The sequence below is a fragment of the Shewanella vesiculosa genome (genome assembly GCF_009994065.1).
In the GTDB taxonomy this organism is placed as follows: Bacteria; Pseudomonadota; Gammaproteobacteria; order Enterobacterales; family Shewanellaceae; genus Shewanella; species Shewanella vesiculosa.
Genome location: NZ_JAACSD010000004.1, coordinates 363,779 through 377,297, shown reverse-complemented (window position 1 = coordinate 377,297; position 13,519 = coordinate 363,779). Strand labels below are relative to the sequence as shown.

Below are 13,519 nucleotides of genomic sequence, written 5' to 3'. Positions count from 1 at the left end.
GTTGTATTTAAAAGGACATTAAATGGAAACCTTAACAAGCTTTGATTCTGGAAGCAGCTTTATCTTATTAATTGCAGGCCTAGTTATATTAGGTTTGATTGTAATAGGACTGATTTTTGCCAAACTGTATAAACGCGCCAGCAAAGAAATGGCATTTGTGCGAACAGGCTTTGGCGGTGAGAAAATCATTAAAGATGGTGGCGCAATTGTGCTGCCAGTGCTGCACGAAACGATTTCGGTCAACATGAATACCTTGCGTATTGAAGTCGAAAAAAACCAAAAAGATGCCCTGATCACCAAAGACAGAATGCGCGTGGACGTAAAAGCCGACTTTTATTTACGAGTTGCGCCGAATGCCGAAGGGATTTCTATGGCGGCACAAACCTTAGGCACTCGTACTAATCGTGTTGAAGAACTCAAAAAATTAATGGAATCAAAGTTTGTCGACGTATTACGTACCGTGGCAGCCGAAATGACCATGACCGAAATGCACGAGCAGCGCGCTGACTTTGTTCAGCGAGTGCAGAATAATGTCGCCAACGATCTTGAGAAAAACGGTTTAGAACTCGAATCTGTTTCACTGACGGGTTTTGATCAAACTGACTTGCAATTCTTTAATGAAAATAATGCATTTGATGCCGAAGGTCGGGCACGTCTAGCTAAAATCATTGAGGAAAAACGTAAAGAAACCAACGATATTCAACAAGAAAACCGCATTAAAATTGAACAGCGTAATCTTGAAGCAGAAAAAGAATCGTTAGAGATTGAAAAGTCGGAAGAAGAAGCACGCCTCGCGCAGCAACAGTCACTTGAATTTAAACGTGCCGATCAAAAAGCTGAAATCATTAAACAAAAAGAAAACAAAGCCCGCGAAGAGCGTGAAGCCGAAATTGCTAAAGAGCGCGCAATTGAAACCGCTGAAATTGAAAAAACCAAAGACATCGAAACCCGTGAAATTGAAAAATATAAGTCTATTGAACAGTCACGCATTCAGCAGCAACGCGATATCGAAGTATCAGAACAAGACAAACGCATTGCCGTAGCCGCTAAGTCAGAAGAAGAGTCTGCTGCCCGTGCTCGCGCCGCAGAAGCGGAAAAAACTAAGGTAGAAAAAGAAGAAGCGGTGATAACAGCGCGCCAAACTGCTGAAGCTAATCGTCGTAAAGACATCGAAGTTATTGACGCCCGCAAAGAAGCTGAGCGCGACGCAGTAGGTGTTACTGTTAGAGCGGAATCAGAAAAAATTGCCGCGGAAGATAGAGCGAGTGCCATTTTAATTGAAGCGCGTGCCAGTGCAGACGCTAAGATGCTCAAAGCCTCAGCCGATGAGAAAATCTATGCAGTAGAAGCGGCAGGTAAGCGGGCGCAGTACGAAGCTGAAAACGTACTGAGCAACGAACAAATTGCCTTACAAAGATCATTAGCGATATTAAAAGCCTTACCTGAAATTGTCGCACAAGCGGTTAAACCACTGGAAAACATCGAAGGCATTAAGATTTTACAAGGCTATGGTACGGGTAATCAGTTTGGCAATGGTGAGAGTAACCCATCGCAAGGTGGTATTGCTGAGCAAGTGACAACCGCGGCACTAAATTATCGTGCCAACGCACCTGTTGTCGATGCCATGCTGCGCGAGTTGGGGCTAGTTAATGCAGAGTCAGGTAATTTAAACGACTTACTGACAGGCAATAATACACTGACATCTGAAGCGATTAATGTCATTCAATCGGCCAAAACAGACTTTAGTGTCGATGAAGTTACCCCTGGGGTTAATCCAGCCCAATAAGCTGATTACCCTGAGGGTTTACATAACAGAGTGTTGTTATCTTGCCCTATTAATAATAAAAAGCGTCAATAGACGCTTTTTATTATTTACCTGACTGATGAGCATCACACCGCGATAAACCATAAATCAGTAACGCGGGTAAAATGGCTTTACTTTAACTTTGTGATACCAATTAACACGCAAATGATACCCCCTGCCATTCCTGCCCATGCTTCTATCGGTGTATCACCACTTAATGCCCTAGTAAATTGAGAGCTCGCTGAATCATAAATATTGTAGCCCCACAAAGCTAAAAAAATACCCGCAATGACAAGCACAATTCCGATAATTTTATTATTCATTCTTACTCCAGACTCTGATGACGTTATCCTTGATGGACCTAGTTGAATAGACCAATGTTAGTAGCCTCTATTATTAGCCATAAGACTGACGCTGCAAACGAAAAATGGACATTTAAAAGGTACATTTACAGATAGTTTTCGTTAATGAGCAGATAAATGCTCGCGTGTATCGAGTTTATTGTCGTTCAAATAATACTGCTATAAGCTAAGTCATTGCTGGCTTTATCAATACCTCTATAAATGATTTTGGTGATTTTTATTGTGGTTTAAAGGCATTAAATTCACCTCTGATTTTTTCTATTCGCTCACGATTCACCCCAAAATCAGAACTGCCAATACGCGAAGCTGATCTAACATGTATGGTTATTTTATCCGCTGCGGTTGATGGGAAGTAAAACTCCACATCATCGACAAAGCGCATTATCTGCGAGGTAAACTCTACGCGAATATAATCGTCCTCAACCACAACGATATTGGCACGCTCTGCAGTCTTGAGTATGTGTAACAGGCGCACTTGTGCTTGCTGCTGGGTTCCGCTGAAATACAGCGGTGCAATAGCATGCTCTTCATCTGCTGAGGTTTGTTGGCTATTAACGCAGTTTGGCGAATTAGGGCAGGGTGTCAATTGGCTATTATTGATGCCTAAGGTCGGTACAGTGCCAGAGCAGCCCATTAACAGCATCATGCTGAGTGTAATAATTGAAATCTGTTTGTACATTATTAATATCCTTTTATTTATTTTCACGGTGACCGTAACTTAATACTCGAGTTATTTGCCATTTGTCGTCTACTTTACGCCAAACCATGACAAAGTCAGCTTTACCTTCGCATTGGTTGGTTTTATTGTGACAAAAGATATGTTCCCCTTCGGTAATCGCCCCAAAATCTTTAATCGGGTGGACGTTAAAAGAGCCCTCAACCAGCTTTCGAGTGTAATGGCCACAGGCATTATTTTTCGTATTGGCGATCATGGTGTCACGATCCCAGGTTACTCCGCCATTATCATGATAAAACTCGACATCAGTGGCAAAGTAGCTCGCATGTTTCTGCAGTTCTTCAGGATTTTCACAATGATTAAATGAGTCAAACACCGCGGTATCAAGCGCTTTCATTTGGTCAGCTAAGCCGCCATCATCTGCAACCGATGACATCGAAACCAAGGTTAATAAAACTAAGTAGATTTTTTTCATTACTATGACTCCTTAAGAGTAAGTCACCTGAACTCAGGATATGTACTAATGTTGAGTTCGGACAGCATAACATTGAGCTTAATATTATTGGCCGGCTAACATCGCCGCCAATCCTTGGTTCATTAACATAACGGCTTTTAGGTTAAGTAACGATAGCCTTTTATGACAATTTACAGGGGAAAGAGGCTGATTTAATGACGGTAGGTTTTTTAAGATGAGTTAAGTCATAAAAAAACTGCCGATGAGCATGGCTTATCGGCAGTTGATTTTTATTCAATAAAGCTTTGTCAGCTCGGCATTACTGCTCGGCTTTTACATCACGTAGCGATGCTGCTGCACTGTCACCAACATCATCAATAACTGTGTTATGTGAGTTGTGAGTCTCCGTCAGGCGACGCATCAGCGGTAATACGGCAAGGGCGATAAAGGTACAAACCACGGCTGCGATACCCAGTTTATTAAATAGGCTGGTATACACAGGTAAGGTTTGCAGTGGATCAACTAAATCTTTCGGCACACTGGCGAAGTTAGCGACCACACCGCCCAGATACTGAGAAATACCTGAGGCGACGAAATAGGCTCCCATCATAAAGCCGCCCATACGCGCTGGCACGTAGCGTGCAATCATCGCAAGACCAAGGCCACTCACCAGCAATTCACCTAAAGAATATGAGGCATAGCCCCAGATCATGATCCATGAAGAGGTTTTACCATTGACGGCAAATTGATCAGCAAAGCCATAGATAAAGAAGCCGATAGCCACTACTGCAAAACCGAGGGCAAATTTCGCTGCGATAGAGAAGTCTTTATTATTGCGACCCGCCCACGAATAACTCCACGCAAGTACAGGGCTTAACACCATGATCCATAATGGGTTCAATGCTTGGAACTGGGCTGGCGACCAAGTCCATAAATGAGTACCAAAGAATTGGAAATCCCAGTCCACATTACGCAGGGCAAACAACGCTAATGAAGTCGACATTTGCTGATAGAAAATAAAGAAGAACACGGTTTGCACTGTGAGGATCAGCGCTGCAATCAGTCCTGCTCGTTCACTGGTTTCGCTGGTGCGGATCAAGTGAAAGAAGATTGCCAATACCGCTACACCAGCGGCGTAAACGAAGACACGGGCAACCGCTTCATATTCAAGAATAATGGCTGAAGCGACTACCGACAATGCAGCTAGCGCCAATACGATGGCAAGGCTTTTTTTGTTTACTGGGCGCGTATCAGGCTCTGAACCAAAGTGGGCTAAACTTTTACACATGAGTGCATAATTGCCTAAACCTACCAAAATGCCGACACAACACACGGCAAAGGCCGCATGCCAGCCAAATTCGTTACCATACTCGGCATTAACGTAATCTTTAATCCAAGGTGTCAATAACATAGAGAAGGTCGAACCGACGTTTACCGCCATATAATAGATGGTAAATGCACTGTCGATTTTAGAATCATCACCTTCGTAAATCTTACGAACTAAGTTACCGGCATTTGGTTTGAACAGGCCGTTACCAACTACAATCACACCGAGTGCTGAAAACATAAACCAAGTATTTTCAGTGGGTACGGCCATCAGCGCATAACCCAGAGACAGAATCCCTGCGCCCAGCAGCATAGTGCGTTTAGTGCCGAGGATCTTATCCCCAACCCAGCCACCAATCGCCGGTGATACATAAATGAGCGCCGCACAGGCACTCCACACTAAGTTCGCGCGAGAGTCATCAAAGCCAAGGCGCTGCACCATAAAGTACACAATCAGCGCTTGCATGCCGTAATAGCCAAAGCGTTCCCATAATTCAATAAGGGACACAGTCATAAATGAATGTGTTTTACTTACCGGAGCAGTCCCAATAGTCATATCGCTTGCTTCCAACATTGTTGTTTTAATATTTGAGCTCAAAAGTATAAGGCGATAACCAAAGCAAACCAATGGTAGATAATGGTAAAAACAGATTTTGTTACAAATCAACTTTTCAATTTCAGTTAATCTTAAGGTTTTTGTTGGTTCAATTTTAATAGATAGAAACTTCTGGACTCAAATGGCTCAATCCAAAAAACAATGTTCACAACTGAGCTCTCTCGATAAATGTGGCGGTGGGATAGCTTGCTTACATAAAGAGGAACCCATGGGTTAAAAGTCCTATCTTTCGTCAAATGAAAAAAGGCTCATCATTGCTGATGAGCCCTTCGTCTTTAATGCGGCGAATAGGGGAGGTGTTTCCTATTTCTAAGACGCCTGTATACGCGGGTTGCAGGGATATTGAATGAGTAAATTGTTACATCAAACTGGTATTTCTATCGCTAGAAAAATGATGTTCAGTCAGAAATGCTAAAGCTGAATCATAGTTATAGTTATAGTTATAGTTATAGTTATAGTTATAGTTATAGTTATAGTTATAGTTATTGAGCCATAGTCTCTTGTTATGTGTTGTTTTCTGGGAGTTCTTTGATTACTACAAAGTAATAAACAAAATACCCTATCCAGGATATAAAAAACGACATTAGAAACCAAATTACTTTCTGTGCACCTTTTGCTTTTTTAGACACTAAAGCTAGTATCCAAGGTAACATCCATATTATAAAAACAGGAATAATCAAAATTTGCCAAATACTTATACCTCCCATAATAAACTCCTTTTTAATTGAAACTACAAAAAACATAATGCTTAAAGCTGCTGCACAGTGCGCATCAGTTGCCTTTACTTGTTAGTGTTTGTCCAGCTTTTGCATCAAGGCTAAAAGCTCATTTACAACTAGCTCAGGTTCATCCATCTGAACAAAATGGCCACTTTTTTCTGTTAGAACAGTTTTCCCCTGTGGAAATGCACCAGCCCAAGTTTGCCACAGTTCCCCCCACATTTTTCTGCCTTCATCGGTAAAAAACAAGTTAGCAGGATTCTTTGTTTTCCTGACAGAGGCAATAACCGTTACGGGTATATCTTTGATCTGTGGATAATCAGGAAGCGGTCTTTTACTCCAAAAATCGAGATATTGGTTTGACATACCATTAGCCATATCATCTAGCTTGATTTGAGCAATTTCTCGGTTCGCTTTTTCTAAATCAATGGCCCGCAATATATCAACATCATGTTCAGAGGACGGATCTAACAATAAGAGCGCTTTTATTTGTTTTGGATAAGCAGTTGCAAAGTCTCTTGCGATGTTGCCACCATATGAATGAGCGACCAAAATGACAGGCTGTTTAATATTCAAATTAACTAAAAGTTCACTAGCGTAGTCTGCATAATCATTCGACGTAAAATGACGCTTAATAACTGTTGATTTGCCATTACCAACTCTAGAATAGCGAATGACCGTTGCATGCTCTGCTATTCGGTTGAAAACAGTATCCCAATCAGACATGCTTGCACCACCACCAGCTTCCAATAAAACGGTATGCTTACCCTGCCCAGCAACTTCGTATTCAAGTTGAAACTCATTAACGTTAATCAGGTTAGGTTGTGCCGCTATTGAGAATGATAATGCAATGCCAATTAATGAAATGAATTTCAAATCTGCTCCTCAAAACACTAACGCCTCAATAAGAGGCTAAAAATTGTTGGCTAAAGTCAGCGAGGCAGGAGCACGGCCAACTGTTTTTAGCCCTGCTTTATTGACTTGTTAGAGCTACTTATCAATATAGCAAACCTGCCAGTTACTCTCTGCCCCTTTTGCTTTGAGCAAATTAATGAATAGATAGGGAAAGAAATAGCTGAGCTAAGAAAGCTAGTAATAAAAAAGCCAACAAGCATATAACCAGCCATCCAAGTATTTAATATAGATTCATTAATGCCAGACTCAGTGGTTGTTATAACTATTGTACGAAGAAAAATAGTAACGACGATTGCAAAGGTAAAGCAAATTATCGAAGCAATTTTCATGTAAGAAATAAAGCTCAACTGTACTCTAGCTTCATAACCATATATTTCATTCAATTCCCTAGAATCCATTACCATCCTCTTGGTAGCTCTAACAGCTTATTGAACGGCTCGCCCGATAAAGTCCGCTATTCAAGTTATTGATTTATATCATCCTACATTCTCTATGTCTTTGATGTAAAGTGATAAAATACTCTCAACATTCCAACTCAACCGAGGTTGCGCGTTAATGTCGTTTGAAAAACAAGCGATAATATTTATTTGCAATATTATCAATCAATTATACTTTTCGAAATAAATCTACATTACGACTTTAGGCTTACCTAATGAGTGGTTTGATTTTACTTAAGCAAAATCTATTTATACCTGTATATAAAATCAGCTCATTCGGTTAAGCACAATCTAGCCAGTAAATAATGGTTTCTATAGACAAGCACCTCAATACTTCGAGTAACTATTTTTCAATAAATAAAGTCAGCATGTATGCCTCAGCGATTACACTGAATTACATTTAGGAATGCGGCATATAGCGTTAAATGAATACATAAACTATGTATAGAATGAATTAACACAAACTGAAAACATTAAAATTCTCGTGTAATTACGCAGTAATCAAAAAAGCTGATTCTATAACAAAAAAGCCCCATCATTGCTGATGAGACTTCCCCGTTGAATGTGGCGGAGTGATAGCTTGCTTGTAATTAAAGAGGAACCTTGGGTTCAAATGTTACAGACACAAAAAAGCCCTATCATTTCTGATAAGGCTTTTTCATTGAATGTAGCGGAGGGATAGCTTGCTTGTAATAAAAAGTAACCCGTGGGTTCAAAGTCCTATCTTTCGCCCAATAAAAAGGCCCGCTATAAATAGCGGGCCTTTTTATTTGAATGTGGCGGAGGGATAGCGATCTTTTATAAATAGGAACCTTGGATTCAAATGTTACAGACACAAAAAAGCCCTATCATTTCTGATAAGGCTTTTTCATTGAATGTAGCGGAGGGATAGCTTGCTTGTAATAAAAAGGAACCCGTGGGTTCAAAGTCCTATCTTTCGCCCAAATAAAAAGGCCTTATCTTTCGATAAGGCCTTTTTATTTGAATGTGGCGGAGGGATAGGGATTTGAACCCTAGAACGGGATAAACCGTTGCCGGTTTTCAAGACCGGTGCATTCGACCACTCTGCCATCCCTCCGAACGCGGTGAATAATAAGGGTATTGGCGAAAATGTAAAGCCTTGATGTGTTCGATGGCACAACAAATGTGCAAAATGACACAAAAAGGCTCGCGTTTGCACAATATTTACCCTTTTTAGTCTTTAACGCGCTTTCGCTACTGACCTCTCTTACTGGCGAATTGCCAACAAGAGAGGCTGCTGTAACGACAATAATACCTAGTTAACTAAACCACGACGCTTTAATAAAGCATCCGTTGATGGTTTCTTACCAGTAAAGTCGATGTAGTCTTGCATCAGATCTTGGCTGTTACCTTTTGACAAAATAGTGTCACGGTATTTTTGGCCATTTTCTAAGGTTAATCCACCGTTATCCATCATGTAAGAGAAGGCGTCAGCGGCAAAAACTTCAGTCCACAAGTACGCGTAGTAACCTGCTGAGTAACCGCCACCGAAGCTGTGGCTAAAGTAGGTAGTTTTATAGCGAGGAGGCACTGGTGTGTAATCCAAACCGTGTTTTGCGAGTGCTTGTTTTTCAAAGGTTGCCACGTCAGTGATTTCAGTATCTGAAGTAATTGAGTGCCATTCCATATCCAGTAAGGCTGCTGCTAAGTATTCAACTGTGCCGAAACCTTGGTTAAAGGTATGCGACTTTAATACTTTAGCCAGTAGCTCTGCTGGAATAGGTTCGCCCGTTTTATAGTGCTTAGCGTAGTTGGCTAGCACTTGTGGGTCGATACTCCAGTCTTCGTTTGCTTGTGATGGAAACTCAACAAAGTCACGAGCTGTTAACGTGCCAGCAAGGCTTGGATAGTTAACTTGTGAGAATAACCCGTGAATAGCATGCCCAAATTCATGGAACATGGTGCTCACTTCGTCGAATGTCATTAGCGTTGGTTGACCGTCGGCTGGCTTTGGAATGTTGAGTGCGTTGTAGACAACAGGCTTAGTGCCTTTTAAGAATGACTGGCTGACTAACTCATCCATCCATGCACCGCCACGCTTGCCTTGGCGCGCGTATGGGTCTAAATAGAATAAACCAATAGAGCTACCGTCTTTATTAAAGATTTCATATGCGGTGACGTCTTCTTGCCACACAGGTAAGTCAGTACGAGGTTTTACCGTGATGCCGTAAAGCTTATTCATTGCAAAGAATAAGCCGTCGTTTAATACGGTATTCATTTCAAAGTATGGCTTAACTTGGCCGTCATCTAAGTCATATTTGGCTTTACGAACTTTTTCAGCATAGTAAGCCCAGTCCCATGGCTCAAGTTTGAAGTCTTTACCGTCTTTAACGATTTCAGCTTGAATATCAGCGGCTTCCACTTTTGCTTTAACCAGTGCTTTAGGTGCTAAATCGTCGAGAATTTCGTAAACGGCTTCTGGGGTTTTGGCCATTTGGTCGCCAAGAGAATAAGCAGCCCATGTTGGGTAGCCGAGTAGTTCAGCTTTTTGTGCGCGCAGTTGAGCAATTTTAATGTTTAATGGCGCGTTAGTGTCCATGGCGCGATAAGCTGAAGTTTCCCATAGCTGTTTACGTAAATCGCGGTTTTTCAGGCTAGACAATAGCGGCTGAGTGGTGGTGTTGACTAAGGTGATCATGTAGCCCGTTTTGCCAGCATCTTTTGCGGCAGCGGCCAATGAAGCGATGTCACTGTCTGATAAGCCATCTAGCATGGCTTTGTCTGTCACGACGATGACGTCATCTTTAAATGATTTCAATACGTTTTGCGAGAAACTGGTTTCAAATTTAGCTAATTCACCGTTTAATTCACGCATTTTAGTTTTGTCTGCATTAGACAGTTTAGCGCCGGCACGGACAAAACGGTCGTAATACACTTCAACTAAACGTAAGTCTTCACCAGTTAATGTTGCTTTGTTTTTATAAACCGCTTGAATGCGAGCAAATAACTTATCATCAAGATAGATATTGTCTTGATGTGCCGTTAGTTTTGGCACTATTTGTTCTTCAATACTGGTGAAGTTGTCATCTGAAATGAGCCCTGACAGATTGAAAAATACTCGTTGAGTGCGATCTAAAATCGCACCGGTTTTTTCAAGTGCAACAATGGTATTGTCGAATGTGGCCGCTTCACTGTTATTAGTAATTGCTGCGAGTTCAGCATTATGTTCTTTTATGCCTTGCTCAAATGCTGGTAAGTATTCGCTGGTGGTTATCTTGTCGAACTGAGGAGCCATGTATTGTAAAGGGCTTGGTGTTAACAGAACGTTTTCAGCAGTTGCTGGTGCTTGGGTCATGGTTGATGCTTCTACTGTTTCGGCTGCCGCTGAGGTGTTTGCTGATTGCTCTGAACACGCGCTGAGCATCAATGCAGCACTAACTGCAGTGGTAATAAGTGTTTTACGCATTGTAATATCCTTGGGTCTTGGCCCTTTTAGGTGTTTGTATGCCTATTCAAAATGTGTTGCGTGGCTGAATAGTGACAATAAAAACGTAATGAAATCGTACCAAACTCAAAAATAAGCTGCTGCTCATCAGTTGGTATAACTTAATACAATACCAAGCCTGTGCCTTGCCGCAAAGGTTAAAGGGATTAACTAAGATTAATTATTGTAACTAAAGTTGCCAATAGTGATATTTGTTAGATTTTGCTGCAAATCGAGCGCAATTGTAGTGCTAATTTGGCTATATTCGCGTAGCTTAATAGCAATAAGTAGCACGATGAGGGTGATAGATGAAAGCAGGTAAACACGATACAAAACTGCTCAAGCTCGCGATGGAGATTGGCATGGGATATGCGCAAAAGCGCGGTTTTGATGATTTTGGCAAAGGCATTTCACCAAAAGATAAAATCGAGTGTATTTATCGATTATTAGTGCAAGACAATTTAATTCAGCCCTTGGCCGAAGATAAAGATGATGGCCCGAATCGCAAACATAAATTGATATTGTGGATTAGTAAGCAGCTGCCTAAAGAGCATGAGTTATTAAACTAACGTTATCAACAGGCACCATAGAATTAAGCCCAAATGAAATGCTATTTCATTTGGGCTTTTTTATTGATGTTAAGGTTATATTGCTGGTACTGGCTTTAATCCAGACTGTTATATTTCGTAGATACTTTAGTGTTTAGCTATTGACCTAGCGTGATTCAATTTCAACAATTTTTAAGCTTATCAACTGCTTTTGCCATTGCTGCTTATTAATACCTTCTACCCAGATAGCATCACTTTGACGATGCTGGCCTTTACGCAGGTAAGTTTCTGGCATACGGAATATCGCTTCCCAGGCTTCAAGCTTTTCTGTTTTAAGCAACTCACCCATGTCATTGTAAAAACTCACTTCAACTTCAACAACCGTGACATGTTCGTTGCTGGTGCTGTCAAAATCGAACACTAAGCCGAGTTTATCGCCTTTCCATTTTGTGTCTGCAAGGGTGATTTTAATGCCATCTTTAGCCGTACTCGCTAATAATTCTGGCTGTGCTAACGCCATTGCTGTTAAACGGGTAGTTGATATCTGAGTATTAACTACTGGCGCAGTGGGCATGGTTACCGTTGACGCTGCAACAGGGGCTGCTGGTGCAATTGTAGCGGGGGTTGCTATGCTTGTTTGCTCTGTGATGCCTGCTTTAGCGGCGAGCTCTGCTTGGGTTACGGTTTCAGTAATGATGTATTCCCAAGTGAAATCGTCTTTTAGGCGAACATTGGCGCCATTTTCTAAGGTGATCACCGCGACATCGGCGGCCATTGCTGCTGGAGCAAGGAATAAAAATAGGGCTGATGCGATCGCATTAAGTTTGGTTTTCATCTATTCGTCCTGATTGAAAGTAGTTACTACTTTGGCCATTCTACGTACATTTATCGTTGAATTGGAAATAAAGTAAGATTGTAGATCCATATTATATCCGCTCATGTTAAGTATGGTTTTATCGCTGTGGCTAGGTTATGCGTAAGTCCACTGTAGATTGTGAGTTTAAGGTTAAAAAATATACTGTTTTAAACGCAGTTTGTTGATGTTGATCAAATTTAGGTACCTCTTTGTGCGCAACACTGGTTGGGTTTCGAATACATAGAGGACGTGTGATGAAAACTTATTATTCAGTATTAATGTTATCTACGGTTTTATTACTAAGCGCTTGTGGTGGCAGCGATAGCACAACCGATGAGGTTATCCCTTTAGGGCAGTTTTCTTTAGGGGTGTCTGATGCGCCTATGGCTGGAGTGTCTCGGTTAGGATTAGTGATGAATGAACTTGTTATGACAGACGCAGCGGGTGAAATTCACCGTTATAGTTTGCAACATAGGGAGTTTAATTTACTCGATTATCAAGGCATGAACCGGCATCTTGCCATTGATAATATCGATCTACCTGTTGGCCAATATCATAATGTTCACGTGACAATTGATCAGGGTGATGGCAATCAAGGTTGTTATGTTGAAGATGGCCAAGGCCGTCATAGTTTGCAAGTTGAAAATGGTTATTTACCAATAGATGATGTTGAGATTATTGCTAACCAACAACGTGTAATGACGTTGGAAATTAACTTATATCGGGGTTTGTTAAGGGAGCAAGAACAATACCAATTAAGTCATAGTGCAATGTGGTCAGTGGATAATAGTCAAATGGGACATTTAATTGGCGAGGTTGATCCGCAATGGATTGCCAATTGTGAAACTGACTATGCTGCTGTCACTCCTGTTGGTGGGGAGTTTTATCATTTAGCCTATTTATATCCTGAAAGTGTCACCTCTGTTGATCAAATGGCCGATATGGGCACAACACATCCAGCAGGGCTAACGGCTCCGTTATCGGTGAGCCGACTGTTACAAACTGCGGATGGAGATTGGTATTTTGCAATGGGCTATTTGCCTGTAGGCAATTACCGCGTTGGTTATAGTTGTTTAGGTCATTTAGATGATCCAATCATTGATGACATTAGCGCAGGGCCTTTTGCTATGTATGAAGATGCAGGCGCTATCACCATTGAATCTGGCCCTCTCGGCGGACAACAAACGATACATGAGTGCGGCAACGGCAATGGTGGCCATCATCAAGGGCATGGTGGCTAGTGCTGAGGCTAGTTGAACTTTCTATCATTTTATTAATGCGTTATATTTTTTAACAAGACTTTTTACCCATTTGATTTGGTCAATCAACTAACAATCAGTAAGACATCATTGCTTGTATGT

Annotated in this window: 12 protein-coding genes and 1 tRNA gene; 3 read left to right on the top strand and 10 right to left on the bottom strand. The window is 41.3% G+C overall.

The features are described from left to right. Positions 1 to 22 precede the first annotated feature (22 nt). Positions 23 to 1,786 (top strand): flotillin family protein, encoded by a 1,764-nt coding sequence (locus tag GW828_RS03930; protein WP_273057844.1) that lies wholly within the window; start codon positions 23 to 25, stop codon positions 1,784 to 1,786. A gap of 149 nt (positions 1,787 to 1,935) precedes the next feature. Here GW828_RS03930 and GW828_RS03925 read toward each other — a convergent pair whose 3' ends face one another. The 9 genes from GW828_RS03925 to GW828_RS03885 form a co-directional block, all read right to left on the bottom strand. Beyond that, on the bottom strand, positions 1,936 to 2,127 hold the full coding sequence (locus tag GW828_RS03925) for a DUF3185 family protein (RefSeq protein ID WP_124015207.1): 192 nt from the start codon (positions 2,125 to 2,127) through the stop codon (positions 1,936 to 1,938). Between the two features lie 256 nt (positions 2,128 to 2,383). Next, the gene (locus GW828_RS03920; RefSeq protein ID WP_182723596.1) at positions 2,384 to 2,845 is read right to left on the bottom strand and encodes a DUF1499 domain-containing protein; all 462 of its coding nucleotides are present in this window, start codon (positions 2,843 to 2,845) and stop codon (positions 2,384 to 2,386) included. A gap of 13 nt (positions 2,846 to 2,858) precedes the next feature. Beyond that, on the bottom strand, positions 2,859 to 3,317 hold the full coding sequence (locus GW828_RS03915) for a nuclear transport factor 2 family protein (protein WP_182696810.1): 459 nt from the start codon (positions 3,315 to 3,317) through the stop codon (positions 2,859 to 2,861). A 298-nt stretch (positions 3,318 to 3,615) separates the two neighbouring features. Then, positions 3,616 to 5,178, bottom strand: coding sequence for a peptide MFS transporter (locus tag GW828_RS03910; protein WP_273057845.1), 1,563 nt, complete (start codon positions 5,176 to 5,178; stop codon positions 3,616 to 3,618). 563 nt (positions 5,179 to 5,741) lie between these two features. Continuing rightward, positions 5,742 to 5,945, bottom strand: a complete 204-nt coding sequence (locus tag GW828_RS03905) for a Sec-independent protein translocase family protein (RefSeq protein ID WP_182696808.1) — start codon at positions 5,943 to 5,945, stop codon at positions 5,742 to 5,744. Positions 5,946 to 6,026: 81 nt separating this feature from the next. Then, on the bottom strand, positions 6,027 to 6,824 hold the full coding sequence (locus GW828_RS03900) for an alpha/beta fold hydrolase (RefSeq protein WP_273057945.1): 798 nt from the start codon (positions 6,822 to 6,824) through the stop codon (positions 6,027 to 6,029). 95 nt (positions 6,825 to 6,919) lie between these two features. Then, on the bottom strand, positions 6,920 to 7,270 hold the full coding sequence (locus GW828_RS03895) for a hypothetical protein (RefSeq protein WP_273057846.1): 351 nt from the start codon (positions 7,268 to 7,270) through the stop codon (positions 6,920 to 6,922). A 1,027-nt stretch (positions 7,271 to 8,297) separates the two neighbouring features. Continuing rightward, a tRNA-Ser gene (locus GW828_RS03890) sits at positions 8,298 to 8,387 on the bottom strand. A gap of 198 nt (positions 8,388 to 8,585) precedes the next feature. Continuing rightward, the gene (locus tag GW828_RS03885) at positions 8,586 to 10,736 is read right to left on the bottom strand and encodes a M3 family metallopeptidase (protein WP_182696803.1); all 2,151 of its coding nucleotides are present in this window, start codon (positions 10,734 to 10,736) and stop codon (positions 8,586 to 8,588) included. 326 nt (positions 10,737 to 11,062) lie between these two features. On the opposite strand from GW828_RS03885, the gene GW828_RS03880 reads away from it, so the two are divergent. Continuing rightward, on the top strand, positions 11,063 to 11,323 hold the full coding sequence (locus tag GW828_RS03880; protein ID WP_124015199.1) for a DUF5062 family protein: 261 nt from the start codon (positions 11,063 to 11,065) through the stop codon (positions 11,321 to 11,323). Between the two features lie 145 nt (positions 11,324 to 11,468). Here the strand turns inward: GW828_RS03880 and GW828_RS03875 are convergent, their stop codons facing one another. Further along, on the bottom strand, positions 11,469 to 12,137 hold the full coding sequence (locus tag GW828_RS03875; RefSeq protein ID WP_273057847.1) for a DUF3157 family protein: 669 nt from the start codon (positions 12,135 to 12,137) through the stop codon (positions 11,469 to 11,471). Between the two features lie 275 nt (positions 12,138 to 12,412). Between GW828_RS03875 and GW828_RS03870 the strand changes: the two genes are divergently transcribed. Continuing rightward, positions 12,413 to 13,399, top strand: coding sequence for a DUF4382 domain-containing protein (locus tag GW828_RS03870; protein ID WP_182723588.1), 987 nt, complete (start codon positions 12,413 to 12,415; stop codon positions 13,397 to 13,399). The last annotated feature ends 120 nt before the right edge of the window (positions 13,400 to 13,519 follow it).

Excerpts from the sequence above, each read along its gene's own strand:
- GW828_RS03870 (WP_182723588.1), top strand. The coding sequence starts at position 12,413 with ATGAAAACTTATTATTCAGTATTAATGTTATCTACGGTTTTATTACTA.
- GW828_RS03910 (WP_273057845.1), bottom strand. The coding sequence starts at position 5,178 with ATGACTATTGGGACTGCTCCGGTAAGTAAAACACATTCATTTATGACT.
- GW828_RS03920 (WP_182723596.1), bottom strand. The coding sequence starts at position 2,845 with ATGTACAAACAGATTTCAATTATTACACTCAGCATGATGCTGTTAATG.
- GW828_RS03905 (WP_182696808.1), bottom strand. The coding sequence starts at position 5,945 with ATGGGAGGTATAAGTATTTGGCAAATTTTGATTATTCCTGTTTTTATA.
- GW828_RS03885 (WP_182696803.1), bottom strand. The coding sequence starts at position 10,736 with ATGCGTAAAACACTTATTACCACTGCAGTTAGTGCTGCATTGATGCTC.
- GW828_RS03895 (WP_273057846.1), bottom strand. The coding sequence starts at position 7,270 with ATGGATTCTAGGGAATTGAATGAAATATATGGTTATGAAGCTAGAGTA.
- GW828_RS03915 (WP_182696810.1), bottom strand. The coding sequence starts at position 3,317 with ATGAAAAAAATCTACTTAGTTTTATTAACCTTGGTTTCGATGTCATCG.
- GW828_RS03925 (WP_124015207.1), bottom strand. The coding sequence starts at position 2,127 with ATGAATAATAAAATTATCGGAATTGTGCTTGTCATTGCGGGTATTTTT.
- GW828_RS03875 (WP_273057847.1), bottom strand. The coding sequence starts at position 12,137 with ATGAAAACCAAACTTAATGCGATCGCATCAGCCCTATTTTTATTCCTT.
- GW828_RS03880 (WP_124015199.1), top strand. The coding sequence starts at position 11,063 with ATGAAAGCAGGTAAACACGATACAAAACTGCTCAAGCTCGCGATGGAG.
- GW828_RS03930 (WP_273057844.1), top strand. The coding sequence starts at position 23 with ATGGAAACCTTAACAAGCTTTGATTCTGGAAGCAGCTTTATCTTATTA.